The organism is Streptomyces sp. NPDC048331, from assembly GCF_043201215.1.
Taxonomy (GTDB): Bacteria; Actinomycetota; Actinomycetes; order Streptomycetales; family Streptomycetaceae; genus Streptomyces.
The window spans coordinates 101,515-125,890 of sequence record NZ_JBICYT010000018.1 but is presented as its reverse complement, the minus strand read 5'-3'; the positions used below and the strand labels follow the sequence as shown (position 1 = coordinate 125,890).

General features: G+C 73.0%; 25 protein-coding genes. 4 read left to right on the top strand and 21 right to left on the bottom strand.

Annotated features, from left to right (window positions below):
• Positions 1-10 precede the first annotated feature (10 nt).
• Positions 11-961 (top strand): LLM class flavin-dependent oxidoreductase, encoded by a 951-nt coding sequence (locus tag ACGFYY_RS24890; RefSeq protein ID WP_393712485.1) that lies wholly within the window; start codon positions 11-13, stop codon positions 959-961.
• Between the two features lie 40 nt (positions 962-1,001).
• Here ACGFYY_RS24890 and ACGFYY_RS24885 read toward each other — a convergent pair whose 3' ends face one another.
• Positions 1,002-1,535: a hypothetical protein gene (locus ACGFYY_RS24885; protein ID WP_393712483.1), complete on the bottom strand. Its 534-nt coding sequence runs from the start codon at positions 1,533-1,535 to the stop codon at positions 1,002-1,004.
• 233 nt (positions 1,536-1,768) lie between these two features.
• Here ACGFYY_RS24885 and ACGFYY_RS24880 point away from each other — a divergent pair, with 233 nt between their 5' ends.
• Positions 1,769-3,580 carry a TerD family protein gene (locus ACGFYY_RS24880; protein WP_393712481.1) on the top strand — a complete coding sequence of 604 codons (1,812 nt, stop codon included), beginning with the start codon at positions 1,769-1,771 and terminating at the stop codon, positions 3,578-3,580.
• Between the two features lie 25 nt (positions 3,581-3,605).
• Here ACGFYY_RS24880 and ACGFYY_RS24875 read toward each other — a convergent pair whose 3' ends face one another.
• From ACGFYY_RS24875 to ACGFYY_RS24855, 5 genes are all read right to left on the bottom strand, one after another.
• Positions 3,606-4,970, bottom strand: a complete 1,365-nt coding sequence (locus ACGFYY_RS24875; protein ID WP_393712560.1) for a serine/threonine-protein kinase — start codon at positions 4,968-4,970, stop codon at positions 3,606-3,608.
• Complete coding sequence (locus tag ACGFYY_RS24870) at positions 4,967-5,728, bottom strand: FHA domain-containing protein (protein WP_393712479.1); 762 nt, start codon at positions 5,726-5,728, stop codon at positions 4,967-4,969. The genes ACGFYY_RS24875 and ACGFYY_RS24870 overlap by 4 nt, the downstream gene beginning before the upstream one ends.
• A 74-nt stretch (positions 5,729-5,802) precedes the next feature.
• On the bottom strand, positions 5,803-6,684 hold the full coding sequence (locus tag ACGFYY_RS24865; RefSeq protein WP_393712477.1) for a peptidoglycan DD-metalloendopeptidase family protein: 882 nt from the start codon (positions 6,682-6,684) through the stop codon (positions 5,803-5,805).
• Between the two features lie 166 nt (positions 6,685-6,850).
• Positions 6,851-7,516, bottom strand: coding sequence for a response regulator transcription factor (locus ACGFYY_RS24860; RefSeq protein WP_030714905.1), 666 nt, complete (start codon positions 7,514-7,516; stop codon positions 6,851-6,853).
• Positions 7,513-8,487 carry a histidine kinase gene (locus ACGFYY_RS24855; protein ID WP_393712474.1) on the bottom strand — a complete coding sequence of 325 codons (975 nt, stop codon included), beginning with the start codon at positions 8,485-8,487 and terminating at the stop codon, positions 7,513-7,515. Before ACGFYY_RS24855 ends, ACGFYY_RS24860 begins: the two co-directional genes overlap by 4 nt.
• Before the next feature lie 289 nt (positions 8,488-8,776).
• Here ACGFYY_RS24855 and ACGFYY_RS24850 point away from each other — a divergent pair, with 289 nt between their 5' ends.
• The gene (locus ACGFYY_RS24850) at positions 8,777-9,247 is read left to right on the top strand and encodes a TrkA C-terminal domain-containing protein (RefSeq protein ID WP_365270572.1); all 471 of its coding nucleotides are present in this window, start codon (positions 8,777-8,779) and stop codon (positions 9,245-9,247) included.
• Between the two features lie 6 nt (positions 9,248-9,253).
• Positions 9,254-10,510, top strand: a complete 1,257-nt coding sequence (locus tag ACGFYY_RS24845) for a cation:proton antiporter (protein ID WP_393712471.1) — start codon at positions 9,254-9,256, stop codon at positions 10,508-10,510.
• A gap of 17 nt (positions 10,511-10,527) precedes the next feature.
• Here ACGFYY_RS24845 and ACGFYY_RS24840 read toward each other — a convergent pair whose 3' ends face one another.
• The 15 genes from ACGFYY_RS24840 to ACGFYY_RS24770 form a co-directional block, all read right to left on the bottom strand.
• Positions 10,528-10,764, bottom strand: a complete 237-nt coding sequence (locus ACGFYY_RS24840) for a hypothetical protein (RefSeq protein ID WP_393712469.1) — start codon at positions 10,762-10,764, stop codon at positions 10,528-10,530.
• A gap of 207 nt (positions 10,765-10,971) precedes the next feature.
• A complete protein-coding gene (gene hypE / locus ACGFYY_RS24835; protein WP_393712467.1) occupies positions 10,972-12,033 on the bottom strand; it encodes a hydrogenase expression/formation protein HypE in 1,062 nt (353 codons plus the stop codon).
• Positions 12,026-13,231 (bottom strand): hydrogenase formation protein HypD, encoded by a 1,206-nt coding sequence (hypD, locus tag ACGFYY_RS24830; RefSeq protein WP_393712465.1) that lies wholly within the window; start codon positions 13,229-13,231, stop codon positions 12,026-12,028. The genes hypE and hypD overlap by 8 nt, the downstream gene beginning before the upstream one ends.
• Positions 13,228-13,599 carry a HypC/HybG/HupF family hydrogenase formation chaperone gene (locus tag ACGFYY_RS24825; protein ID WP_393712463.1) on the bottom strand — a complete coding sequence of 124 codons (372 nt, stop codon included), beginning with the start codon at positions 13,597-13,599 and terminating at the stop codon, positions 13,228-13,230. Before ACGFYY_RS24825 ends, hypD begins: the two co-directional genes overlap by 4 nt.
• Positions 13,600-13,666: 67 nt before the next feature.
• Complete coding sequence (gene hypF / locus ACGFYY_RS24820; RefSeq protein ID WP_393712461.1) at positions 13,667-16,000, bottom strand: carbamoyltransferase HypF; 2,334 nt, start codon at positions 15,998-16,000, stop codon at positions 13,667-13,669.
• Positions 16,000-16,857 carry a hydrogenase nickel incorporation protein HypB gene (gene hypB / locus ACGFYY_RS24815; protein ID WP_393712459.1) on the bottom strand — a complete coding sequence of 286 codons (858 nt, stop codon included), beginning with the start codon at positions 16,855-16,857 and terminating at the stop codon, positions 16,000-16,002. The genes hypF and hypB overlap by 1 nt, the downstream gene beginning before the upstream one ends.
• Before the next feature lie 3 nt (positions 16,858-16,860).
• Positions 16,861-17,256: a hydrogenase maturation nickel metallochaperone HypA gene (locus ACGFYY_RS24810; protein WP_365270552.1), complete on the bottom strand. Its 396-nt coding sequence runs from the start codon at positions 17,254-17,256 to the stop codon at positions 16,861-16,863.
• 138 nt (positions 17,257-17,394) lie between these two features.
• Positions 17,395-17,499 (bottom strand): DUF6893 family small protein, encoded by a 105-nt coding sequence (locus ACGFYY_RS24805; protein ID WP_393712456.1) that lies wholly within the window; start codon positions 17,497-17,499, stop codon positions 17,395-17,397.
• A gap of 10 nt (positions 17,500-17,509) precedes the next feature.
• The gene (locus tag ACGFYY_RS24800; RefSeq protein ID WP_365270550.1) at positions 17,510-18,073 is read right to left on the bottom strand and encodes a hydrogenase maturation protease; all 564 of its coding nucleotides are present in this window, start codon (positions 18,071-18,073) and stop codon (positions 17,510-17,512) included.
• Entirely contained in the window at positions 18,070-19,446 is a 1,377-nt protein-coding gene (locus ACGFYY_RS24795; protein WP_393712559.1) for a hypothetical protein, read from the bottom strand. The genes ACGFYY_RS24800 and ACGFYY_RS24795 overlap by 4 nt, the downstream gene beginning before the upstream one ends.
• A gap of 92 nt (positions 19,447-19,538) precedes the next feature.
• Positions 19,539-20,240 (bottom strand): DUF6084 family protein, encoded by a 702-nt coding sequence (locus ACGFYY_RS24790; protein WP_393712454.1) that lies wholly within the window; start codon positions 20,238-20,240, stop codon positions 19,539-19,541.
• On the bottom strand, positions 20,237-20,908 hold the full coding sequence (locus tag ACGFYY_RS24785) for a DUF5947 family protein (RefSeq protein WP_393712452.1): 672 nt from the start codon (positions 20,906-20,908) through the stop codon (positions 20,237-20,239). The genes ACGFYY_RS24790 and ACGFYY_RS24785 overlap by 4 nt, the downstream gene beginning before the upstream one ends.
• Positions 20,905-21,438 (bottom strand): hypothetical protein, encoded by a 534-nt coding sequence (locus ACGFYY_RS24780; protein ID WP_393712450.1) that lies wholly within the window; start codon positions 21,436-21,438, stop codon positions 20,905-20,907. The genes ACGFYY_RS24785 and ACGFYY_RS24780 overlap by 4 nt, the downstream gene beginning before the upstream one ends.
• The gene (locus ACGFYY_RS24775) at positions 21,435-23,219 is read right to left on the bottom strand and encodes a nickel-dependent hydrogenase large subunit (protein ID WP_365270539.1); all 1,785 of its coding nucleotides are present in this window, start codon (positions 23,217-23,219) and stop codon (positions 21,435-21,437) included. Before ACGFYY_RS24775 ends, ACGFYY_RS24780 begins: the two co-directional genes overlap by 4 nt.
• Before the next feature lie 97 nt (positions 23,220-23,316).
• A complete protein-coding gene (locus tag ACGFYY_RS24770; RefSeq protein WP_393712447.1) occupies positions 23,317-24,372 on the bottom strand; it encodes a hydrogenase expression protein HypE in 1,056 nt (351 codons plus the stop codon).
• Positions 24,373-24,376 lie beyond the last annotated feature (4 nt).

The window sequence follows — 24,376 nt, the reverse complement described above, 5'->3', positions numbered from 1 at the left end:
AGGCCGAGCGATGCGCGTATCCGTCCTGTTCCCCGCCATGCCGACGGACCCCCGGCACGTGGCCCCCTTCGCCGCGCTCGTCCGTGACGCGGGCGCCGCCCGCCTCTGGCAGGGCCAGTCCCTCTGCGCCGACACCCAGCAGGTCTTCGCCTACCTGGCCGGCATGGGCTACCGGGTCCCGGTCGGGACCAGCGTCGCCCTCATGCCGCTGCGGCACCCGTTTGACGCGGCCATCCAGGCCCGCTCCCTGTCCGTCCTCACCGGACACCGCACGGTCGTCGGACTGGGTCCCGCGACCCCCGACTTCGTCGCCGGGCTGCACGGCAAGCCGTACGACAGCCCCCGCGACGCCTGTGTGGACTACCTGACCGAGGTGCGGCGCCTGGTCGGGGCCGAGGACGGAGCCGCCGGGCCCGGCCACGGGGCTTCCGTCGGCCTGCCGGGTCTTCGCCATCCGGGAGTGGAGACCGGACTCGGGGTGCTCCGGCCCACGCTCGCGCGGGCGGCGGGCCGGGCGGCGGACGCGGCGATCAGTTGGATGACCCCGCCCGGATACGTCCGCGACACCTTGCTGCCCGCCATGGCGAAGGGGGCCGCCGAGTCGGGCCGCCCGGTGCCCCGCATGGTCACCGTCGTGCACGCCGCCGTCGACCGTCCGGGACGCCACGCCTACGGGCTCGCCTTCGCCGCGGCCCACGTCCACCTGGCCGGTCCGCACTACGTCGACATGCTCCGCCGCGCCGGCCTGCGGGTCCACCACAGCCGCCCGGGACTCGGCGCCCGCGCCCTCGTCGACGCCGGGGTCTTCCTCTACGGCACGCCCGGGAGCATCGCCACACAGCTGGCCGAATACGGTCGGGCGGGGGTGGACGAAGTGGTGGTCAACGTGGCGGGCGTGTACGCCGAGCACGGTCGGTCGGAGGCGGTACGGGACCTCCAGGACATCCTCGCGGCCCGATAGGCGGCGGGCCGACCCGTGGAACGCGCTGACGGAGGCCCTTTCAGGGCCAGAGGTCGAGCGCGGCGTTCAGGGTGAGCTGCCACATCGGTTCGGCACCCGTGCCGAAGGCCGCCGCGAGCGCGTACCCCACCGACGCGTCGTAGGGCTCGTGGGCGGGTTCGGTCTCGCCGACCACCTCCCACTCGGCCGACACGTACCCGTCGCCGGTCGAGGAGAAGACGCCCAGCAGCCGCTCGTCCCGCAGCAGCCGGCTGGTGCCGATGGAGTCCGGGACCAGCAGATAGCGACACTTCCGCGCCCCCGAGACGACCTCGACGCGGTACGAGCGCCGGGTCAGGAATCCCTTGGCGGGCAGCAGCGTCTCCGCCGCGCCGTCGACGAGCAGCGTGAGCTGCTCGGGGTCGCGCGTCCCGATCGGCACATGGCTCACCGGCACGGTGTCCGGGACCCGCCGGATGTCGACCGGCGGCAGTCCGTCCCCGCTCACGCCCAGCGTCCCGGCCTCGTGGTCGAGTTCGATCCGGACCGTGCCGAAGAGTGGATCGTCGGCGGGCACGTACGCGTACGGATCCATCGAAACACTTGCCTCCTGCTCACCCTGGTGATCGTCTCCCACCAGTCTGGGCCGTGCGCGGTGGGGCCCGTTCCCTTTTCGGCCACTTCGCGCAGCCGGGGAGATCGGCACGCCGGACGAACCGTCCGTCCCTTTTCGGTCGGAGCCGGGGCGGGCGCCGCGACCCCTGAACGAAGGGGACAAAAGGCCATTCGGGTTGAATCGGCGGCGGCGTCCGGTTGATCATTGCCCGCATGACTACCGTTTCCGCGGCGCTCGACGTCTCGCGCCTGCCCGAGTACGCGCACGACTGGGCCCTGGTGGATGTCGAGACGTCCGGACTGGTCGCACGGCGCGACCGGATCCTCTCGATCGCGGTGCTGACCTACGGGCCGGACGGCGCCCCGACCGGGGAGTTCACCACCCTGGTGAACCCCGGCTGCGATCCGGGTCCCGTGCACATCCACGGGCTCACGGCGGAGCGGCTGCGCGACGCTCCCCCCTTCGAGCGCGTCGCGGAGCAGATCGGCGCGCTCCTGCGGGACCGGGTCCTGGTGGCCCACAACGCGCAGTTCGACTACGACTTCCTGGCCCACGAGTTCGCCCGCGCCCGGCTCCACCTGCCCGTCGCCCGACGTCTGTGCACCCTGGCCTTGAACCGCCGGGTGGAGCCGCCCACCGCCGACCTCGGTCTGGCCTCCCTGGCCGCGCACTACGGCGTGACGCAGACCAGAGCCCATGACGCGCTGGACGACACCCGTGTCCTCGCGGGGATCTTCCGCGCCTCGCTCGCCGAAGCCGTACGGCTGGACCTCCCGCTGCCCCTGGTGTCCTGCCCGCCCCGGCAGGACCCGCGGTTCGCACCGAAACTGCCGAAGGTCCCCTGCGCCTACCGCAACCCGGGCCCGCTGAAGCCCGGCGAGCCGCTCGTCCAGGGGATGAAGATCGCCGTCACGGGCGAGACGGAGATCGCTCGGGTCGAACTGGTCGCCCGGTCGGTCGCGAGCGGCCTGAACGTGATGAGCACGGTCAGCCGGCACACCAGCGCCCTCGTCACCAACGACGCGAACGCGCTCTCGGCGAAGGCCCGACGGGCGGTCGCCGAAGGGGTCACCGTCATCGACGAGCAGGCGTTCCTCACGCTGCTGGCGGACGTGCGTCCCGGAACGCCCCACGAGAAGCAGGCTCCGCCACAAGCGCCCGTCGCCGTACAGCCTCCCGCCGCACAGCCCACCGCCGCGGTGCCCCGGCAGGCCGAGCCCCGGCCCGCCGCGAAGCCGTTCGGGCGGCGCAGGGTCCTCGTGCTGGGTGGCACCCACGAGGAGGCGGCCGCCTCGCGAGCGCGTGTCGTGGAGATGGGCGGGGCCGCCGCGATCAATCTCTCGGCGAGCGTCACCGACATCGTGCTGCTGCCGGGCGGCGAGGGCGATCGTCGCATGGCTCGCGTCACCTCCTTGGGACTACCGGTCCACGACTCCGCGTGGCTCGGTGCACCGAGCCCCGAGCCGGTCGTCGCCCACCACGGAGGCGGTGCGTCGACCGAGGTTCTCCCCCGCGGCGGGGTCCTCGATCTCCCCGCCCTCCCCACGGCCGGCCGTTGGCACGTCGGTGCCTCCTGGGCGCTGCGGACGGACTGCGAGATCGACGTGGTCGCCTTCGTCCTCGATGAGGAGGAACAGGTCTCCTGCGACGAGGACTTCGTCTTCTACGGAGCACCCGAGAGCCCGGACGGCACCGTCCGGCTCCTGTGCGACGGCCCGACCGAGCAGACCGTCACCCTCGATCTCGCCGCGCTTCCCCCCGCCGCCCACAGGATCGCGATCGCCGCCGCCATCGACGGCAGCGCCACGTTCGGAGACGTCGGAGCGGTCCAGATCTGCATCGCGCCGGGCAGCGACGCGCAGGCCGCGGCACAGGCCACGCTCGACGGCAGCACCAGCGAACGGACCCTCCTCCTGGCCGAGATCTACCGTCGGGGCGGGCAGTGGCGCTTCCGCGCCGTCGGGCAGGGCTACGACCACGGTCTCGAGGCACTCGTGAGGGGGTACGGCATCGAGGTCGCGTAGCCCGAGCCGGCCCGGCCGGAGGGCCTCAGCAGTGGGGGACCCAGGCGTGGGAGCGCGGCCGGACGGTTCCGCTCAGGTTGGTCCTCGTCCGTACCTTCACGCAGCCCAGCAGCTCCTGCTGGGCTGCCTGGCCGAAGTAGACGACGTCGACCTTGGACGCCCCCTCGGTGACGTCGAAACCGTTGTTGAAGACCGAGCGGGGTGCGCTGCGGGCCGTCCACGGGCAGGGGGCCGGGCCGTCGATCCAGTCGGCGCCGCCGTCCACCCAGGAGCACATCTCGCCGCGGCCGTCCTCCTCCGAGAAGAAGCAGACCGCGCCCCGCCAGCACCGGTCGTACCCCGATGCCCCGGCGGTGTCCCCGAGGTGGAACAGGCCCGAGACCCAGAGGGCGCCCAGGCCCGCGAGTGCCGCCGTACCGGCCGCGATCAGCGCGCGGCCGCGCCTCGGTGGTGGGGGAACCCCCGGGACGGGCGGGGCGGGCGACGAGGCTTCGGCCGCCGCACCCACCCGGCGCAGCAGCGACGCGGCGGTGTGCGGAGCCCGGTCCTCGTGCCGTCGGGCCAGGCAGTCGCGGACGATGTCCTTCCAGTGCTCCGGCAGTTCCGGGGACAGGCGCAGTTCCTCCTCGCCCCTGGCGTAGCGCAGCGCGGCGTCCCGGCGGGCGGCCGGGGTGCCGCCGGGCAGCGGCAGCGCGCCGGTCAGGACGACGTGGGTGAGAACCCCGAAGGCCCAGATGTCGGCCGTCGGGCGGATCTTCGTACCGCGTTCGCCGACCTCCGACCAGAGCAGGTCGGGCGGGGTGTAGTCGGGTGTGGCGAAGGCCGGGGAGTAGGCGTGGGTGCCCTCCAGTTCGGCGGCCATGTTGAAGTCGCCCAGCCGCGCCGTGCCGTCGGCCATGAGCAGGACGTTGCCCGGCTTGAGGTCGCCGTGCACCCAGCCGGCCCCGTGCAGTTGGTCGAGCCCCTCGCAGATCTGGGCGAGCAGGGCGGGCCCGGTGGGCGGTGCTCCGTCGACCAGCAGGGTGTCGAGGGAGCCGGTCGCCTCTTCCAGGACGAGGACGGTGGCGCCGTCGAGTTCGGGTCGGTCGGGGTCGTCGACCGTGAGCACCTCGTACAGTCGGATCAGCCGGGGTGTACGCACCCGGCGCAGTACCTCGGTCTCGCGCGCGGCAAGTTCGCTCAGGTGCCGTAACTGGCGTGGGGTACGGGTACCGGTCGGCAGGATCTTGAGCGCGGCCCGGCCGGGCAGCCCCGGCTCGGGCAGGGCGCGCAGGGCGGCGTACACGCTGCCGAAGGCGCCGGCCCCCAGCAGGTGTCCGACCACCCAGGGGCCGACCCGGTAGCCGGCCGGGACGGTGAGTGCGCCGGGGTCACCGGCTCTCCCGGTCAGCGGGCGGTACCGGTCGGGGCGGCCGGCAGGGCCACCAGATCCTGCTCGCGGACGAGGTCGAAGCGCAGGGCGAGCGAGACCAGGGTCTCCTTCTTGCCGACCAGCCGCGGCCCCGGATCGACGGTGTCGGGGCCGGGCTTGAGGCGCAGTTTGACCGCGAGGTAGTCGATGTTCCACTGCACGGCGGCGCGATTGGCGGCGGGCCAGGCCGGCTTGAGCCGTTCGACCACCTGCTCGACGGTGGGCAGCGGCGCGTGCGGTGCGCCGCGCAGCCTCGGCTCGCAGAGCGCGGTGAGTACCAGGAAGTAGCGGCTGGAGCGGTCGAGCGGGAAGGGGACCACGGTCGGCTCCCCGTCGGGCTCGCCGGTGGCGTCCCGGTCGGCGTAGTCGTGGCGCGGCGCCCAGACGTCGAGGGTGAGCAGTTCGGAGCCGGCGGGCAGGACGAGTCGGGCGAATTCGAAGGGGACCGGTGCGTCCAGCCGGCCGGGGCCTATCTTGATGTGCTCGCCGGCGCCCTCGGGGTTCTCGACCACGTACGTCGCCGAGCGGGAGAAATTGCTGAGGGACCAGTACGTGGCGGTGGCGGTGATCTCCCCCGCCGAGCGTGAGACGCCGGCGTGCGGGACCCGTAGGACGTGCGGGCCGCCCCCGGAGGCGCCGTACGGCTCGCGGCCGAACCGGAGGGTCTGCCCCGGTGCCAGGCGGAGTTGTGCGGTCGGGGACATGGTGGGCCCCGGAACCACGATGATGCTGTTCACGTCGCTTCCTTCCCCGGAGGTGCAGGGGAAGGCTAGCCGGCGGAATCAATCGTTCCCACAACGATGGCCTGTCTTCAGCACTCCCCGCGCCACTGGAAGCGCTCGATGGTCCGGCCCCCGGCGGGGAGGTTCCCGCGTCCCTCGTCCCAGCCGCGGTGCAGGCAGGCGCTGCCGCCCTCCCGGAAGTACACCTGCACGTGGTCGTAACCCGGCTGCGGTGTGCCGTTGTTGAAGAAGGATCGGCGCAGCCCGCACGTGCTCCGGGGCTCGTCGACGGCGGAACGGCAGACGGTGCCGGTGCCGTCGGCCCCCGAGTAGAAGCAGACGTGGCCGGACGGGCAGTCCTGCCAGGCCGGGGGCGGGGTGCCGGCGCAGTTGCGGCTGGTGACGCTCGGCCACTCCTTCGCGGCGCCCGAGTACTCGATGCCGTCGAAGTGGGCCGGGACGCGGTGGCTCTCGTCGGTGAAGTCGCCGGAGGCCAGGTAGCGCTGCTCGTAGTGCAGGTGGGACCACTCGGAGGCACCCGAGGTGCCGATCCGGCCGATCCGGGTGGACGGCTGGACGGGGTCGCCCTTCTTGACGTAGGTCGCCGGGTCGTCCTTCAGGTGGTAGTACGCCGTGAACCAGCCGTTGCCGTGGCTGATCTGGAGGGTGTTGCCCGATCCGTTCGTCCAATATGTGGCGGACACCGTGCCGGCGGCGGACGCGAGGACGGGTAGGGCGTCGGAACCGGTGTTGCCCTCCACCACCATGTCCAGCGCGGGGTTGTGGCCCCAGGTGTTCAACTGCCAGGTGGTCCCGCACGGGAACGGCAGCTGGAACGGCGGCTTCGCCGCGACAGACGCAGTGGCGGGGGCGGTGGCGAAGGCGAAGGCGGGCGCGTGCGTGCCCGTCGACACCAGTCCTGCCAGGCACATCAACACCAACGCCCACAACCTGCTCGGATACCGCAGCACGTCTTCCCCTCCCGGCCCCTGTGGACAGCGCCCGGACGGGCGGTCTCCCGCGTCATGCTGGGGTCGGGGGCCGGGTCGCGCCACCTCGTAGCTACGAGGGTGCGAGCTGCGGGCGCCGGTCGTCACGGCCGGCGGCGCGCATCGGGCAGGTTCCGGAGGAGGCGGCCTACGGCTCGATGAGGCCGACCCGGATCGCGTACCGGGTCAGTTCCAGCCGGTCGCGCATCCCCAGCTTCTGGAGCAGGTTGGCCCGGTGGCGCTCCACGGTCTTGGCGCTGATGACCAGGAGGTCGCCGATCTCCTTCGAGGAATGGCCTTCCGCGACGAGCTTGAGGATCTCCTCCTCGCGCTCGGTGATCGCCCGGGCCGGCAGCGGGTCGCCCTGGCGGGCCCGGTCCAGGTAGTTGCGGATGAGGGTGGTCTCGGCACCGGGATAGATGAACGGCTCGTCCCGGATCGCGGCCCGGCACGCCTCGACCAGGTCACGGTCGGCGACCGACTTCGGGACATAGCCGGCCGCCCCGGCCTTGAGCGCCTCGAAGAAGTACTGCTCGTTGTCGTACATGGTCAGGATGAGGATGCGCAGCTCCGGGCGCAGCCGGGAGAGTTCCCGTGCGGCCTGCAGTCCGGTCATCCGGGGCATCGCCACGTCGAGGACGGCGAGGTCCACCTCCCCGGTACGGGCCAGGGCGACGGCCTCCGCTCCGTCCCCGGCCTCGGCGACCACCGTCAGGTCGGGCTCGGCGTCGAGGATGAGTCGGACCCCGCGCCGTACGAGGGCGTGGTCGTCGGCGAGCAGCACACGGGTCGGCGGCCGTTCAGGATCGGTCAACGGTTCTCCTCCGTGGTCGCGGCGGCGGCCGTGGTCACCGCCGGTACGTCCAGCCGTACGTCGGTGCCGCCCCGAGGGCCGCTGCCGATGGCGAGGGCGGCGCCGATCAGCAGGGCCCGTTCCCGCATGCCCTGGATCCCCGCGCCCTCACCGGCGGCTCCGATGCCCCGGCCGTTGTCGCGGACCAGGAGTTGGACCGCCCCGTCGGGCCGGCCCGCCAGGCGCACCTCGACCTCGCTCGCGCCGGCGTGCCGGGCGGCGTTGGTCAGGGCCTCCTGGGCGACCCGGTAGACGACGAGTTCGGCCGCTTCGTCCAGCGGGGGCACGTGCGGGCCGATGACGTGCCGAACGGTCAGCGAGCCGCTGGTGAACTCGGCCGTCAGCGCACGCACGGCACTGTGCAGCCCGAGCTCCTCCAGGACTCCCGGGCGCAGTCTGCGGGCGATCCGGCGGATCTCGTCCAGGCTCGTACGGGTCGTCTCCTGCACCTGGCGGAGCTCCTCCCGCAAGGGGGCCGGGGCGCGGTCGGCGGCGTGCTTGAGCTGGAGCAGGACGGCGGTGAGGGTCTGGCCGACCTCGTCGTGCAGTTCCTGGGCGATGCGCCGCCGTTCGGCTTCCTGGGCGGAGAGGGCGCGGGCGCTGCTGCCGGCCCGCTCGGCCTCCAGGCGGCCCAGCATGGCGTTGAAGGAGGTGGTCAGCTCGACCACTTCGGCGGGGCCCTCCACCCGCGCCCGGCCGCCGGGGCGCAGCAGGTCGACCGCGCTCATCGCGCGGGTCAGCCGGCCGAGCGGTGCCAGGCCGATCCGGAGCAGGGCGGCGTTGGCGATGAGCATGGCGGCCAGCCCGGCGAGCAGCACCACGGCTTCGCCGAAGAGCACCGGGGTGGAGACGGTGACCGGGCCGAGGAGCAGCAGGACGGCGGTGACGAGGACGGCCGCGTTGAGCAGGAAGATCCGCCAGTACAGCGACACGGGCGTTCCTTCCTTCGTTCCGGGTCCGCCGCGATGGCGGACCGCTCGCTCCCACCATCCCCGCCGATGCGCCCTCGCACCTGCGGTGACCTGCGGTGGGATCGGTGTCCCCGCCTCAGCCTGTCGGCTACCGGGGGCCTTGTCCATCCGTGCCGACACCCATATCCGGCCCCCCGCGCGAGGTGGCACCATGAGCCCGCGCGGCCACCGGAACCTGTATGCCGTCAGGCTGCGCCGCACCACCGTCGAACACGAAGCAAGGGGGGACAGAGCTGTGCCTGCTCCACGGATGAGCACCACGCCACTGCCCGGCATCGGGGTCCAGTACGACCTCACCACCCGCGAGCGGCGCCACCTGTCGGTGATCGCCCACCGCGACGGCACCCGCACGGTGAACGTCTACCGTGCGGACGATCCTGACGCGTGCGCCCAGTCGCTGCACCTGTCCGGGGCGGAGACCACCTCGCTGATCGACGCCCTGATGCCCGCCCACCACAGCCCGAACCTGTTGCACACCACCGATCTCGGGCTGGTCGCCGAGCGCATCGAGCTGTCCGGTCACTCGTACTGGAACGGCCGGCTGCTGGGCGAGACCCGGATGCGGACGGAGACCGGGGTGTCGATCGTGGCGGTCCTGCGGCGGGCCGAGGCCCGCCCGTCCCCCGCACCCGATTTCCGTCTCGCCGGTGGGGACACGCTCATCGTGATCGGCACCCGCGAGGGCGTCGACGCGGCCGCCTCCATACTCGGACGGGAGTGATCGCCTGTGCACTCCGCCGTCTTCCTGATCGAGTTCGGTGCCATCATCCTGGGCCTGGGTCTGCTGGGCAGGCTCGCCGGCCGCTTCCACTTCTCCCCGATCCCCCTGTACCTGCTGGCGGGTCTCGCCTTCGGCACCGGCGGACTGTTGCCCATGGGCGCCAGCGAGGAATTCGTCGCGATAGGCGCCGAGATCGGCGTCATCCTGCTGCTGCTGATGCTGGGGCTGGAGTACACCGCCTCGGACCTGGTCTCCAACCTCAAGACCCAGTACCCGGCCGGGCTGGTCGACTTCACCCTCAACGCCGTGCCGGGCGCGGTCGCGGCCCTGTTGCTGGGCTGGGGGCCGGTGGCAGCCGTGGTCCTGGCGGGGGTCACCTGGATCTCCTCCTCGGGCGTCATCGCCAAGGTCATGGGCGATCTCGGCCGCGTCGGCAACCGGGAGACCCCCGTCATCCTGTCGATCCTGGTCCTCGAAGACCTGGCCATGGCCGTCTACCTGCCCATCGTCACCGCGCTGCTGGCCGGGGTCGGTCTCGCGGCGGGCAGCCTGACCCTGGCCATCGCCCTCGGCGTCGCCGGCCTGGTCCTCTTCGTCGCGGTCCGCTACGGCCGCCACATCTCCCGCTTCGTCTCCAGCGACGACCCCGAGAAGTTGCTGCTGGTCGTCCTCGGTCTGACCTTGCTGGTGGCGGGCGTCGCCCAGCAGTTGCAGGTCTCCGCCGCGGTCGGCGCGTTCCTGGTCGGCATCGCCCTGTCCGGGGAGGTGGCCGAGGGTACGCACACCCTGCTCAGCCCGCTCCGGGACCTGTTCGCCGCCGTGTTCTTCGTCTTCTTCGGCCTGCACACCGACCCCGCCAGCATTCCTCCGGTCCTGCTGCCGGCGCTCGCCCTCGCCGTGGTCACGGCGGGCACGAAGATCGCCACCGGGTACTGGGCGGCGAAGCGCGCGGGCGTCGGGGTCAAGGGCCGCTGGCGGGCCGGCGGCACGCTCGTCGCACGCGGCGAGTTCTCCATCGTCATCGCCGGTCTCGCGGTCACCGCGGGCATCGAACCGGCCCTCGGGCCGCTGGCCACCGCCTACGTGCTCATCCTCGTGGTGATCGGGCCGCTCACCGCCCGCTACACCGAGCCCCTGGCCGCGTGGTTCAGGGAGCGGCGTGCGGTACGCGCCCCGCTGCTCGCCGCCGTGCCGGCCCCCGCCAGGTCCCCCGAGGACGTCGCGGAGCCCGCTCCCGACCAGGATCCCGCCGGGCGACCGTAGCGGGCGCGGGCCGCCGATCAGGGTGGTGCCATCGGCTTCGCCCGGCGGTGCGTACGGGGCTCCGCGCCCAGCCGGTTCACCGCCAGGGCGGCCACGATCAGGCCGGCCGCCAGGACGAGCCCGTTGGGCAGGGTGGCCCCGGCCACCGCGGCCCAGACCCCCAGGGCCAGGGCCGGCCAGGCGACGGCCCGGCGGGGCCGTGGCCCGGCCGGGTCCGCGGGACCGGTGCTCCTCGTGTCGTGGGATGCCGGCATGGCCCCGCTCCTTTCCGTGGGCCGGCGAGGGCGCGGGAGCAGGTGCGCCACCGTGGGCAGGGGCCGCTCCGCGTCGACGCCGTCGAGACGCAGGGGGTGTTCATCGTCCGGGGCGGGTCCGCGAGGGGGCGGCGGGCGCGGACACCTTCAGCATCGCCCGCCCGGCCGGCCCCGCACATCGGGGCCGGCACCCATCTTGCGCACCGGTCAGCAGATCCGCGGCAACTGCTCACCGATCGGGAGGTCGACCACGCGGGTGCCGCCGAGTGCGGTGCGGGCCACGACCAGGCCCGGGTGGGCGTCGACGGCCTCGCCGATCACGGCCGCGTGGCGGCCCAGGGGATGGGCTCGCATGGCGTCGAGAACGGCCTCGGCGTGCTCGCGGGGCACGAAGGCGACCAGCTTGCCCTCGTTGGCCACGTAGAGCGGGTCGAGTCCGAGGATCGCGCAGGCGTTCGCGACGGCCGCCGGGACCGGGACCCGGCCCTCCTGGATCACGACGCCGGTGCCCGAGGCGGCCGCGATCTCGTTGAGGGAGGCCGCCAGGCCGCCCCGGGTGGGGTCGCGCAGGACGTGCAGGTCGGGAGTGACCGCGAGCATGGCCCGGACGAGGCCGCCCAGGTCCGCGCAGTCACTCAAGATGTCGACGCCGAACTCCAGCCCCTCGCGGACACTCATGATCGCCACGCCGTGGAGGCCGATCTCGCCGCTGACGATGACGACGTCGCCGGGGACGACGCGCTGCGGGCGCAGGTCCACCCCGTCGGGGATGATCCCGATGCCCGCGGTGTTGAGGTAGATGCCGTCCCCGTGGCCCGCTTCCACGACCTTGGTGTCGCCGGTGGCCACCTCCACGCCGGCGGCCCGCGCGGCCGCCCCCATGGCTTCGGCCACGCGCGCCACCACCGACATCTCGACGCCCTCCTCCAGGATGAACCCGCAGGACAGGTAGGCCGCCCGGGCGCCGCTCATGGCGAGGTCGTTGACGGTGCCGTTGACCGCGAGGTCGCCGATGCAGCCGCCCGGGAAGAACAGCGGCCGCACCACGTACGAGTCGGTGGAGAAGGCCAGCCGGACCCCGCCCAGGGAGACGGCCGCGGAGTCCCCGAGCTGGGCGAGCACGTCGCCGCCGAAGGCGGGGGCGAACAGGTGCTGGACCAGCTCGGCGGAGAGCGCGCCACCGCCGCCGTGGCCCATCACCACGCGGGGGCGGTCGCGCAGCGGGGCCGGGCAGGTCCAGGCCGTGATGTCGAGTGCGGTGTCAGACAACGGGGCTCGCCTCCAGCGGGGCGCTCGTTGCGGTCGGGGCGGTCACGGCGGCCTTCGTGGCCTTCGCGGCCGCGGCGCCGCCGGCGGTGGCGGTGGCGGGTACGGTGCCCAGCTCCAGCCGCCGGTAGAGGTAGTACGCGGCGCATGCGCCCTCGCTGGAGACCATGGTGGCGCCGAGCGGGCTGCGCGGGGTGCACAGCGTGCCGAAGGCTTCGCACTCGTGCGGTTTCAGCAGCCCTTGGAGCACCTCGCCGCTGCGGCACTCGGCCGGTTCCCGGGTGTTGATGCCGGTGACGGAGAAGCGGTGTTCGGCGTCGAAGTCCCGGTAGCGCTCGGAGAGCCGCCAGCCGCTGTCGGGGATGACGCCGATGCCCCGCCAGGCCCGGTCGGTGACCTCGAAGACGTCCTCCAGCATGGCGAGGGCGGCCGGGTTGCCCTCGGGGCGGACGGCGCGGGCGTAGGCGTTGTCCACGGTGTGCTCGCCGCGCTCCAGCTGCCGGACGGCCCGGCGTACGCCTTCCAGGATGTCCAGCGGTTCGAAGCCCGTCACCACGATCGGGACCCGGTGGCGCGCGGCCAGTTCGGGGTACTCGCGCACGCCCATCACGCTGCACACGTGCCCGGCGGCGAGGAAGCCCTGCACCCGGCAGCTCGGCGACCGCATGATCGCCTCGATCGCCGGGGGCACCCGCACGTGGGAGACCAGCAGGCTGAAGTTGGGGATGCCCAGCTTCTTCGCCTGGTGGACCGTCATGGCGTTGGGCGGCGCCGTGGTCTCGAAGCCGATGCCGAAGAAGACCACCTGGCGCTTCGGGTTCTCCCGGGCGATCCGCAGGGCGTCGAGCGGGGAGTAGACGACGCGTACGTCACCGCCCTCGCTGCGCACCTGGAACAGGTCGCGGCCGGTCCCGGGCACCCGGAGCATGTCCCCGAAGGAACAGAAGATCACGTCGGGGCGGGAGGCGATCTCCAGCGCCTTGTCGATGACCTCCAGCGGCGTGACGCACACCGGACAGCCCGGCCCGTGAATCAACTCGACCTGTTCCGGCAGCAGTTGATCGATGCCATGCCGGATGATGGTGTGGGTCTGGCCGCCGCAGACCTCCATCAGTGCCCAGGGCCGGGTCACGGTGGCATGGATGTCGTCCAGCAGCCGGCGGGCGAGGGCGGGGTCCTGGAACTCCTCGATGTACTTCACGGCTGGACTTCCTCCTGCGGGGCGGCGAGGGCGGGCGTGGGCTCGGACGCGGGCCCTGGTTCGAGGTCGGGATCGTCGGTGAAGGGCCAGGGGTCCCCGCCGACCGCTGCGGCCTGTTCCCACGGGTCGCCGAACTCCTCCTGGAGCATGCCGAGCTGCGCGAAGAGTTCGAGGGTCTGCTTGGCCGACTCCTCGTCGAGGCGCTGGAGGGCGAAACCCACGTGGACGATGGCGTACTCGCCCACCTGGAGGTCGGGCAGGTACTCCAGGCACACCTCCTTCTGCACACCGCCGAAGTCGACGGTGGCCATGCGGGTGCCGTCCTTCTCCCCGATGTCGAGCACTCTGCCGGGCACCGCCAGGCACATGGGCTTCTCCTTGCTGTGGGTGTGTCAGGGGCTGTGTCAGGGGCTGTGTCGCGGCCGGCGGGCGTGGTCAGGGCGCGTACCGCGCGCCGGCCACCAGGAGCTGGCCGAGGGACAGACCGCCGTCGTTCGGGGGGACCCGGCCGTGCCGCAGGACGGTGAAGTCGGCCGCGCGCAGGAGCCGGGCGCACTCCACGGAGAGCAGGGTGTTGGCGAAGACCCCGCCGGTCAGGGCGACGGTGTCCAGGCCGTGCCGCTCCCGCGCGCGAACGCAGAGCGTGGCGACGAGGGCGGCGACGGAGGTGTGGAAGCGGGCGGCGATCAGCGCCGGGTCCGTACCGGCCCGCACGTCGGCCACCACGGCGGCGAGCACGGGCCCCGGATCGGCGGTGACCGGGCCGGCGTCGAGGTCGGGGTCGGTCGCCGCGTCGCGGAGGCCGAAGGCGTAGCCGGGTCCGGCATCGGCCGCGCACGCGCCCAGGGCGGCGCCCTCCAGCTCGATGGCGGCCTGGGCCTCGTAGCCGGCCAGGTGGCAGATGCCGGCCAGGGAGGAGACGGCGTCGAAGAGGCGGCCCATGCTGGAGGTCGGGACGCAGTTCAGCCCGCGCTCCAACTGGCGCTCCAGCAGCCGGATCTCACCCGGCGGGCAGGCGGCGACACAGGGCAGCTCCGGGCTCCGGTCGATGCCCGCGGCCCGCAGGTGGGACAGCGCCATGCGGTACGGGCGGTGCACGGCCGCGTCGCCGCCCGGCAGCGGGACGTAGGCGAGGTGGGCGAACCGGGTGAACCCGGCGTAGTCGGCGAGGAGGACCTCGCCGCCCCACACGGCGCCGTCGTCGCCGTAGCCGGTGCCGTCGAAGGCGACGCCGATGACCGGGCGGTCGCCTTCCAGGCCGTGCTCCGCCAGGGTGGAGGCGATGTGCGCGTGGTGGTGCTGGACACGGACGATCGGCCGGGCGCCCGCCGCGCGCTCCGCCCACCGGGTGGAGCGGTAGCCGGGGTGCCGGTCGGCGGCGAGGAGCACGGGGGCGACGCCGGTGATGGACTCCAACTGCCGCTCGGCGCCTTCGAGGGCGTACTGGGTGGCGAGGTCGTCCATGTCGCCGATGTGGGCGGACAGCCACGCCTGGCGCCCTTCGCCGAGACAGAAGGTGTTCTTCAGGTCCCCGCCCGCGGCGAGGCTCGCGGGGACGGGCACCGGCAGGGTCAGCGGCAGCGGGGCGTACCCACGTGAGCGGCGTACGGTCAGCGGCTCGCCGTCGCACACCCGCACCACGGAGTCGTCGCAGGGTACGTGGATGGGCCGGTCGTGCGTGAGCCAGGCGTCGGCGAGGGCCGCGAGCCGGTCCAGGGCCTCGGCGTCGTCGGTGACGATGGGCTCCCCCGCCAGGTTCCCGCTGGTCATGACGAGCAGCCGGGGCCCCGGGGGGTCTCCGGGCAGGCCGAGCAGCAGGTGGTGGACGGGGGTGTACGGGAGCATCACGCCGAGGTCGGGGCAGCCGGGGGCGACCCCGTCCGGGCCGTCCGCGCCGGCGCGGCGGCGCAGCAGCACGATGGGCCGGGCGCCGCCCGTGAGCAGCTCGCGTTCCTCGGGGCCGATGTGCGCGAACGGCTCGACGTCGGCGAGGTCCCGGGCCATCAGGGCGAAGGGTTTGTCCCCGCGGGCCTTGCGCCGGCGCAGTTCGGCGACGGCGCCCGGGTGGGTGGCGTCGCAGGCCAGGTGGTAGCCGCCCAGGCCCTTGACGGCGAGGATCGCGCCGGCCGCCAGGAGCCGCCGGGCCTCGGCGACCGGGTCGACCCCGGTTCTCTCGTGGGGCGGTCGGCCGGTGAGCAGTGCGAGGCGGGGGCCGCAGGCAGGGCAGGCGACGGGCTGGGCGTGGAAGCGGCGGTCGGCCGGGTCCCCGTACTCGCGGGCGCAGTCGGGGCACATGGGGAAGGGGGCCATGGTGGTGTGGGCACGGTCGTAGGGCAGCCCGGTGACGATGGTGAAGCGCGGCCCGCAGTGGGTGCAGGTGATGAAGGGGTGCCGGTGGCGCCGGTCGGCCGGGTCGGCCAGTTCGGTGAGGCAGTCGGCGCAGGTGGCGACGTCCGGGGAGACGAGCGTCCGGGCGGGGCCACCGGTCCGGGAGGCGATGATGGTGAATCCGGTGCCGCCCGCGACGGGAACCTCCCAGTGGTCGACGGCGTCGACCACGGCCAGTGGGGGCGCGTCCGCCGCGAGCCGTTCGCAGAACCGCACCACCGCCGCCGGGGCGCCCTCGACCTCCGCGACGACGCCCTCGGGGGTGTTGGTGACGTGCCCGGCCAGTCCCAGCCCGGTCGCGCGGGTGTAGACGTAGGGCCGGAAGCCGACGCCCTGGACCACGCCCCGGACGGTGATCCGGCGCCGCTGCACCGCCTCCATCAGCGGGTCTGCGCGACCGTGTGGACGTGCGGGTGATCGTGCTCGTGATCGTGGGCCTCGTCGTGCCCGTGCCCGTGCCCGTGCTCGTGTACGTGCTCGTGCTCGTGCTCGTGCTCGTGCTCGTGCTCATGGCCGTGGCCGTGGCCGTGGTCGTGACCGGGCGCGTGCTGCCGGCGGGCCATCACCGGGGTGTGCGTCCCCGTACCCGACCCGGCCGCCAGGGCCCGGTCGAGCAGGACGCCCAGGCCCGTACCCGCGCGCGCCGAGGTGAGCACCACCTCCACACCGGGATTGACCTGCTCTACGTTGGCGCGGAAGGCGGCCTCGTCGAACTCGACCGCCCCCGCGATGTCGGTCTTGGTGACCACCACCAGCTGGGCCAGCCCGAAGGCGGTCGGGTACTTCAGCGGCTTGTCCTCGCCCTCGGTCACCGAGGCGAGCACCACCCGCAGCGTCTCCCCCAGGTCGTAGCCGGCCGGGCAGACCAGGTTGCCCACGTTCTCCACGAAGAGGAGCCGGGTGTCCTCGGGCAGCCAGCCGTCCAGGTGCCGGCCGAGCATCGCGGCCTCCAGGTGGCACAGCCCGTCGGTGAGCACCTGCTTGACCGGTACGCCCGAACGGGCCAGCCGCACCGCGTCGTTCTCGGTGGCCAGGTCGGCGGTCAGGGCGGCCACGGCCACGCCCCGCTCGCGCGCGAGGAGCAGTTCGCGTTCCAGCAGCGCCGTCTTGCCGCTGCCGGGGCTGGAGAGCAGATTGACCACCGTCGTACCGCGGGCGGTGAGTTCGGTGCGCAGGATCCGGGCGGTGGCATCGTTCTTGGCGAGCACCGCCTGCCGCAGATCGACCACTCGGCACATGGTTCAGGCCTCCTCGGGAATCGGTTCGCGGGTACGGGCACCGGCGGGGCCGTCTTCCCAGCGCACGCTGAGGATCTCCAGCTCACGGCCCGACAGCAGTTCCACGTCGGTGGCCCTGCCGCATCCGGGACAGCACAGCTCGGGGGGCATTCCCACCGCCCAGGTGTCGGGGCAGGAGCCGCAGCGGGCGCGGGCCGGGACGGACTCCGTGAGGAGTTCGGCGCCTTCGAGGACCGTTCCGGCGCAGGCCAGTTCGAAACAGAAGGCCAGCGCGTCGGGGACCACGCCCGCCAGCTCACCGACCCGCAGCCGTACGGAGGTGACGGCCTGTGCGCCGCCCGACCGGGCCGCCTCTTCCACCTGGCCCACGACGGCCATGGCGATCGACATCTCGTGCATCGGACTCCGTCCTGCCGGGGCTCATTGAACCGGCGGGACGGGGTCCGTGCGGTCGGGCACGCCGGTGCGCGGCACGCCCCGTACGCCATTCGGGCGCCCGTGTCCGCACCCGCGTCCACGGCCGCGCCCGCGGCGGTGTCACATGCGGCGCATGCGCAGGTAGCGGCGGATGTCGGGGACGACCTGCAGCAGGACGGCGGTGAGGGCGGCGATCGCGGCCCCGCCGATGACGGCCTTCTTCATGGAGTTCTCCTCAGTTCGCGGCGAGGCCGGACGGTTGCGTGCGAGGCCGGTCGGTTGCGTCATGGGGCCGGCCGTGGATCAGGTCCAGGGCCGTGCGTACGGCCTCCGGTACCGCGGCGGCCACGGGTGCGCTCAGCCCGATGCCCTCCTCGACACCGGCCGGTTCGCAGCCGAGGACGAGGATGCGCCGGGGCGGGGTGGCGCCCGTCCCGGCGCACAGGGTGTCCAGCAGGGCGAGGACGGCGTCGGGTGACATCTGGTGGCCGTCGAGGGCGGGCGGCGGCGGTTCCTCGACGCCGGCCGGGCCCGTGACCGTGCCGCCGTCGACCTCGATGAGGTACAACGTGCCCGGCTCGCCGCCGCGTGCGGTGGCGTCGACCAACAGGAGCGTGTCGTAGCCGTCGAGGAGCTGGTAGGCGAGGTGGACCCCGCGCACCCCGAAGTCCACCACCTCGACCCCGTCGGGCAGGGGGTGCTCGGCCAGCGCCCGTACGGTCTCGACGCCGAAGCCGTCGTCGCCGAGGAAGACGTTGCCGATGCCCGCGACCAGGACCCGTTCGTCCCGTTCCTTCACGCGTCCTCCAGGGGGGTGACCTCGTCGGGCTGGAAGTAGAGGAACCTGCCCTGTTCCCGCCGGATGTCCGCGCCCGGGTCGTCCTCCACGGTGACGGCGAGGTGCACTCCCCCGTCGACGTCGTGCAGTACGGCCTCGACCAGCGCGGTACGGCCCTGGAGGAACAGGTCCTGGGCGTCGGTGCGCCGCAAGCCGGGGCGCAGCCGGACGCGGCTGCCGGGGCCCACCGAGGCGCCGCCGATCGTGATCCGGTCGCGGGTCGGGTCGGCGGTGTCCGCGCGGGCCGGGTCCCACCAGGGGGTGTCCGGCCGGAACACCACGTCCTCGGCGGGGAGTTCGGCGATGAGCGGCGGCTGATCGGGACCGGTGACCTCACGCAGCGCGCGGACGGCGCCGTGCAGCCGCTCCAGCACCTCGGGCGGCATCGAGTCGGCGAGGTCGATCACGGCGGCGGCCCGGGCGTCGGTGCCGCGGGCCTCGCGCTTCTCCTGCTCGGTCAGGGCGGCCGTGCGCAGAGCGAGGATCTCGTCGATCTCAAGAGCGTCGTACATGGCGCCCGCGCTCTCGGGGGCGATGGCCGGATGGTCCTCCAGGATGATCGGGGAGGACAGGACCACGTCGGCGCGGCCGGGTTCGCCCGCGAGCACCGGCCAGGTGTGGCGGTTCTCGCAGGCGGCCACGGCCTGCCTGGCCCATTCGGGCGGGTCGGTCATCGAGAGGAAGGACCCGGGGTCCAGGCCCAGCAGCAGGTGGGCGGCGACCAGCGAGTGGGGCAGGGCGGCCTCGCGGTCCACCGGGCCCGCTCCGGGGGGCGGGGTCCAGGGGCTGGTGTTCTCCACCACCGCCCGGAGCCGCAGCACCCGGTAGGCGCCGGGGAGTTCGGTGGCGTGCAGCCGCAGCACGCCCTCGATCTCCTCGGTACGGCGCACCAGGCGGCCCACCGTGCGCCCGTCGGCGTCCTGGACGGGCTCGGTGTCGACGCGGGCGGGGCGGTGGAAGGGGAAGGTGACGCCGTCGTCGCCCAGCAGTTCGGCCACGGGGACGGTCACCTCGACCCGTTCCTCGGTGCCCTCGTCCCAGGGCACGAGGACCCGGTCGGCCAGGTGCAGCTCGGCGACCTCGGCGAAGCCGCCGTCGTCCGTGGCCTGTTGGACCGTACGCCGCTGCGCGTGCAGGAAGCGCAGCTCCAGGGCGAGGGTCGCCGCGCCCCGCGGTTCCATCAGGATCTCGGTCTGCTGGAGGACGTGCTCCTCGTGCGCGCGGCCCCACGCCGGGGGCACGAGGACACCGAACTGCCAGCGCAGCCGGTTCTTCGCGGCCGAGGCCCGGTAGGGGTAGAGCACGTACCCCTCCAACAGGACCGCGTCGGCCACCTGTCGGGCGACCGCGAAGCCGGGGTGGGAGCCCCGGTGGGGGTCGGAGTGGGGGCCGGAGTGGGGGCCGGAGTGGGGGGTGGTCGTCGTGGTCACGGAGCCGCCCTCTCGGTGAGGCGCGGCAGGATCGCGCCGAGCCGGACGGGACCCGGCGGGTCCTGCGGCGGCGGGCCGGCCGCGTCCAGCAGGGCCCGTACGGTCGCCTCCCAGGAGGCGAGGGCGTGGCGGGAGCGGAAGGCGAGCAGCTCGTCCATGGTGTCGCGGGGCAGCCGGAGCCAACCGCAGCCGGGGAAGTGCTGTTCGACCATCTCCCGCCACACGGCGACGGGCATCCGGTACGTGGCTTCGCGGTCCCAGGGCACCGGTTCGACGCGGAAGCCGGCGTCGCCGGTGAAGGCGGTGCCGGAGAACAGCATCAGCAGCGGTACCTCGCCCTCCGCCAGGGCCTCGAAGTACCGGGTGGCGGCGATGTCCATGTCGTAGGTGCAGGGGACGACCAGGTCGGTCTCGGACTCCCCGGTGAAGCTCGGGACCATGACGGAGACCTGGGCGAACTGCACCGGCTGGAGGGTGTTGCCCCAGCGGGAGCGCTCGCCGAACAGGTCCGCGAGCCCTTCCGCCTCGGCGGGGCCGTAACCGCGCCGGGCCGGTTCGATGCGGATCTGGCAGCGCAGGGCGATGGCATGCACCGGGGCGTCGCCGGCGGCGGTGATCCGCAGCCGGAAGACGAGGGTGGGGCCGGCGGCGTACGGGTCGGCGCGTACCCCGGTGCAGGTGAAGGCGAATTCCGTCATCGGACCCCGTCCTCGTCCGCCGTCGGGGCCAGGGCCTTGGCCCGTCGTTCCACCTGCTCGAAGAAGGTGTTCAGCGCGGCCCGGGCCTCCGCCCCGCCGTCGAAGCCCTGCCACAGCAGCCGCATCCGCCCCACCAGCTCGTAGCAGATGTCGATCGGCACCAGGTAGCACTCGGTGCGGCCCTCCGAGCGGCGCAGCAGCAGCGCCTCGACGTCGGGTTCGAGGAGCGTGGACAGCCGGCCGCCGCCGAGTACGGTCTGCCAGGTCTCGGGGTCGAGTTCGCTCTCGGTGGCTCCGGCCGGGCTCGGGTACAGGGCGACCAGCCGGTCGAGGGCGGCGTTGCGGAAGAAGAAGGCGACGCCGACCGGGATCTGGAGGAGTTCCCACGCGCCGTCGTCGAGCCGGTGGGCGGGGTCCGTGAGGTAGCGGTCCGGTACGGCCCGCAGCCGGCCGGTGCCCGCGCCCGGCCGGTCGAACAGCAGGGCGCAGGCGGTGCAGGCGCAGAGCAGGGCGCGCTGCTCGGTCTGCACCAGGTGGCGGTGGCCGTCCTGGGGCACGGCGACCCCGCACAGCTCGCAGGTCTCGGGCCGGGGCGGGCGCGGTCCCGCGAACCGGCGCAGCCCGCGCGGGGCGCGCGGGCCGTCGTGCAGGAGCCCGGGCCCGCTCACGGCACCCGCGCCGGGCTCGGGGGCCGGGTGCCGATCTGCAGGAGGGCGGGGGCGGGGGCCGCGGCGGGCTCCTGCTCCACGCTCGTCACCTCGGGGGCGAAGCAGGCCAGGGTGTCCTCCAGGGTGCGTCCGCCATCGCGTCCGCCGCCGGAGCCCGAGCCGCAGCCGCAGCCGGTGGAGGCGGCGGCGGGGCGCAGGCGCAGGACGCCGGTGTCCGCGTCGAAGCCGAGCAGTTCCAGCGGTTCACCGTGGGCGGCCAGGGCGCGGTCGATGCGGGTGTGCACGTCCTCGGGGTGCAGGCCGTGCAGGGAGAGCAGGCTCGCCACGAGTTCGTCGCCGTAGACCGGCGCGAGCGGGCCGTCCCCGACCTTCTCGACGATCCGGGCGAGCCCGGCGCCGTAGAAGTCCATGAGGACGCGCACCAGTTCCTCGGCCGCCGCGCAGGCCGCCCGGTCGCCGGTGGCGGCGATCCGGTCGAGGACCTCCTCGACCCGGCGCCCCGCCTCGGGGCCGTCGATCGCGGCCCTCATCCGCCCAGTCCGCTCAGACCGGTGGGTACGTGCATCGTCTTGACCGTCTTGCCGCCACCGACGTACATGTGGACGCCGCAGGGCAGACAGGGGTCGAAGCTGCGGACCGCGCGCATGATGTCGATGCCCTTGAAGTTCTCCGGGGAGTTCTCCTCGAAGATCGGGGTGTTCTGCACGGCGTCCTCGTACGGCCCGGGCGTGCCGAAGGTGTCGCGGGTGCTGGCGTTCCACGGGGTCGGCGGGTACGGGTGGTAGTTGGCGATCTTCCCGTCGCGGATCACCATGTGGTGCGAGAGCACGCCGCGCACGGCCTCCGTGAAGCCGACGCCGAGTCCCTCGTCGGGGACCTCGAACTTCTCCCAGGTCTGGGTGCGTCCGGCGCGGACCTCGGCGAGGCCCTTCTCGGCGCAGTGCAGGGCGATGGCGGCCGCGTAGGCCTGGAAGTAGGTCCGCGCGCGGTTGCGTTCCAGCGCGTTGCTCCACTTCGGGATCTTCCACTCGAAGCGGGTCTCGGGCTTGGTCATCGTGCGCGGCAGGGTGATCACGACGCTGTGACCGGTGGCCTGCACGTAGTCGGTGTGGACCAGGCCCGACAGGGCGGTGGACCACAGGCGGGCGATGGGGCCGCCGCCGGTGTCGAGGGCCAGGTGGTCCTTGCCGTCGAACCAGCGGGGCGACATGACCCAGCTGTACTTGTCGTCGAAGTTGCGCTTCTGCGGAGCCGGGATGGTGTGCTGGTTCCACGGGTGGCGCGGGTCGACCGGGTTGCCGAGCGGGTCGTGGGTGACGAACTGCTCCTGGCCCTGCCAGTCGTCGTAGTAGGAGCTGCCGAGCAGGATGCGGATACCGAGGTTGATCTCGGTGAGGTCGTTGGTGACCAGCTTGCCGTCCACCACCACGCCCGGGGTGACGAACATCTTCCGTCCCCAGTCGGTCATGTTGGCGTACGTGAAGTCGCAGTACTCGGGGTCGTTGAGGGCACCCCAGCAGCCGAGGAGGACGCGCCGGCGGCCGACCTCCTCGTAGCCGGGCAGGGCCTCGTAGAAGAAGTCGAACAGGTCGTCGTGGAGCGGGACGACCTTCTTCATGAACTCGCAGTACCGCATGAGGCGGCTCATGTAGTCCGTGAAGAGCTGGACGGAGGCGATGGTGCCGACGCCGCCCGGGTAGAGGGTGGAGGGGTGCACGTGGCGACCCTCCATGAGACAGAACATCTCGCGCGTGTAGCGGGAGACCTGGAGCGCCTCGCGGTAGAACTCGCCCTCGATGGGGTTGAGGGAGCGCATGATGTCGGCGATGGTCCTGTAACCGTGCTCGCCGGCGTGCGGGGCGGGGGTGCGCTCGGCGAGCTCCAGGACGCCCGGGTTGGTCTCGCGGACCATCTTCTCGCAGTAGTCGACCCCGACCAGGTTCTCCTGGAAGATGTTGTGGTCGAACATGTACTCCGCGGACTCGCCCAGGTTGATGATCCACTCGGCGAGGTGGGGCGGCTTCACCCCGTAGGCCATGTTCTGCGCGTACACGGAGCACGTGGCGTGGTTGTCACCGCAGATGCCGCAGATGCGGCTGGTGATGAAGTGCGCGTCGCGGGGGTCCTTGCCGCGCATGAAGACGCTGTAGCCGCGGAAGACCGACGAGGTGCTGTAGCACTCCGCGACCCGCTTCTGCTTGAAGTCGATCTTCGTGTGGATGCCGAGACTGCCCACGATCCGGGTGATCGGATCCCAGGCCATCTCCACCAGGCCGCTGCCGTCTGCGGCCGCCTTCGTCTTCGGTGTCATCGTTTCTGCCGTGACCCTTCTTCGGTGCGGAGAGCTGGAGTTGGGGGGTGCTTCCGGTAGGCCGGGCGCCGGCGGGCCTGGGTGCGCCGGGGGGCCGTCACCAGGGCGGGCGGTAGCCCGTGGTCAGCGCGCGGCCGGTCGTCCGCCACTTCGGTTCCTCGTCCACGGTGTGGGCGGTCACCGAACGGAGCCTGCGGACCAGCGCGCCGTACGCGCCGCTCGCCTTCGTCGAGACCTTGGCGCCGGGGGGCTCGTCCATGAACGGCATGAACTTGTCGGGGAATCCGGGCATCGTGCAGGCGATGCAGATGCCGCCGACGTTGGGACAGCCGCCGATGCCGTTCATCCAGCCGCGCTTGGGGACGTTGCACTTGACGACGGGGCCCCAGCAGCCGAGTTTGACCAGGCACTGCGGGGAGTCGTAGGTCTCGGCGAACTGGCCCTGCTCGTAGTAGCCGGCGCGGTCGCAGCCCTCGTGGACGGTGGCCCCGAAGAGCCAGGTCGGGCGCAGCTTGTCGTCGAGGGGGATCATCGGGGCGGAGCCGGCCGCCTGGTAGAGCAGGTAGGTCAGGGTCTCCGAGAAGTTGTCGGGCTGGATCGGACAGCCCGGCACGCACACGATCGGGATACCGGCCTTCGAGGTCCAGTCCCAGCCCAGGTAGTCGGGCACGCCCATGGCACCCGTCGGGTTGCCCTCCATCGCGTGGATGCCGCCGTACGTGGCGCACGTGCCGATGGCCACGACGGCGAGGGCCTTGGGGGCGAGGCGGTCGATCCACTCGCTGGTGGTGATGGGCTGACCGGTCTCCGGATCGTCGCCGAAGCCGCACCAGTAGCCCTCGGGCTTGATCTTCTCGTTCGGGATCGATCCCTCGACCACCAGGACGAAGGGGTCGATCTCGCCCCGCTCGCCCTTGAAGAACCACTCGATGAAGGTGTCCGCGCCGCCGACCGGGCCGCATTCGAAGTCGATCAGCGGCCAGTGCACGGCGATCTTCGGCAGACCCGGCAGCACGCCGGTCACGATCTCCTCGATGCTCGGCTGCATCGCCGCCGTCAGGGACACGGAGTCGCCGTCGCAGCTCAGACCCGCGTTGATCCAGAGGATGTGGATCAGTGGGTCCTCGACCGATTCCTTAGTCGCAGTGGCCATGGGA

Coding starts and splice junctions, on each gene's coding strand:
- hypF (WP_393712461.1), bottom strand. CDS start 16,000: ATGGAGGCGGTGCAGCGGCGCCGGATCACCGTCCGGGGCGTGGTCCAG.
- ACGFYY_RS24805 (WP_393712456.1), bottom strand. CDS start 17,499: ATGAAGAAGGCCGTCATCGGCGGGGCCGCGATCGCCGCCCTCACCGCC.
- ACGFYY_RS24825 (WP_393712463.1), bottom strand. CDS start 13,599: ATGTGCCTGGCGGTGCCCGGCAGAGTGCTCGACATCGGGGAGAAGGAC.
- ACGFYY_RS24810 (WP_365270552.1), bottom strand. CDS start 17,256: ATGCACGAGATGTCGATCGCCATGGCCGTCGTGGGCCAGGTGGAAGAG.
- ACGFYY_RS24885 (WP_393712483.1), bottom strand. CDS start 1,535: ATGGATCCGTACGCGTACGTGCCCGCCGACGATCCACTCTTCGGCACG.
- ACGFYY_RS24770 (WP_393712447.1), bottom strand. CDS start 24,372: ATGGCCACTGCGACTAAGGAATCGGTCGAGGACCCACTGATCCACATC.
- ACGFYY_RS24790 (WP_393712454.1), bottom strand. CDS start 20,240: ATGACGGAATTCGCCTTCACCTGCACCGGGGTACGCGCCGACCCGTAC.
- ACGFYY_RS24840 (WP_393712469.1), bottom strand. CDS start 10,764: ATGCCGGCATCCCACGACACGAGGAGCACCGGTCCCGCGGACCCGGCC.
- ACGFYY_RS24890 (WP_393712485.1), top strand. CDS start 11: ATGCGCGTATCCGTCCTGTTCCCCGCCATGCCGACGGACCCCCGGCAC.
- ACGFYY_RS24880 (WP_393712481.1), top strand. CDS start 1,769: ATGACTACCGTTTCCGCGGCGCTCGACGTCTCGCGCCTGCCCGAGTAC.
- hypB (WP_393712459.1), bottom strand. CDS start 16,857: ATGTGCCGAGTGGTCGATCTGCGGCAGGCGGTGCTCGCCAAGAACGAT.
- ACGFYY_RS24775 (WP_365270539.1), bottom strand. CDS start 23,219: ATGACACCGAAGACGAAGGCGGCCGCAGACGGCAGCGGCCTGGTGGAG.
- ACGFYY_RS24850 (WP_365270572.1), top strand. CDS start 8,777: ATGAGCACCACGCCACTGCCCGGCATCGGGGTCCAGTACGACCTCACC.
- ACGFYY_RS24780 (WP_393712450.1), bottom strand. CDS start 21,438: ATGAGGGCCGCGATCGACGGCCCCGAGGCGGGGCGCCGGGTCGAGGAG.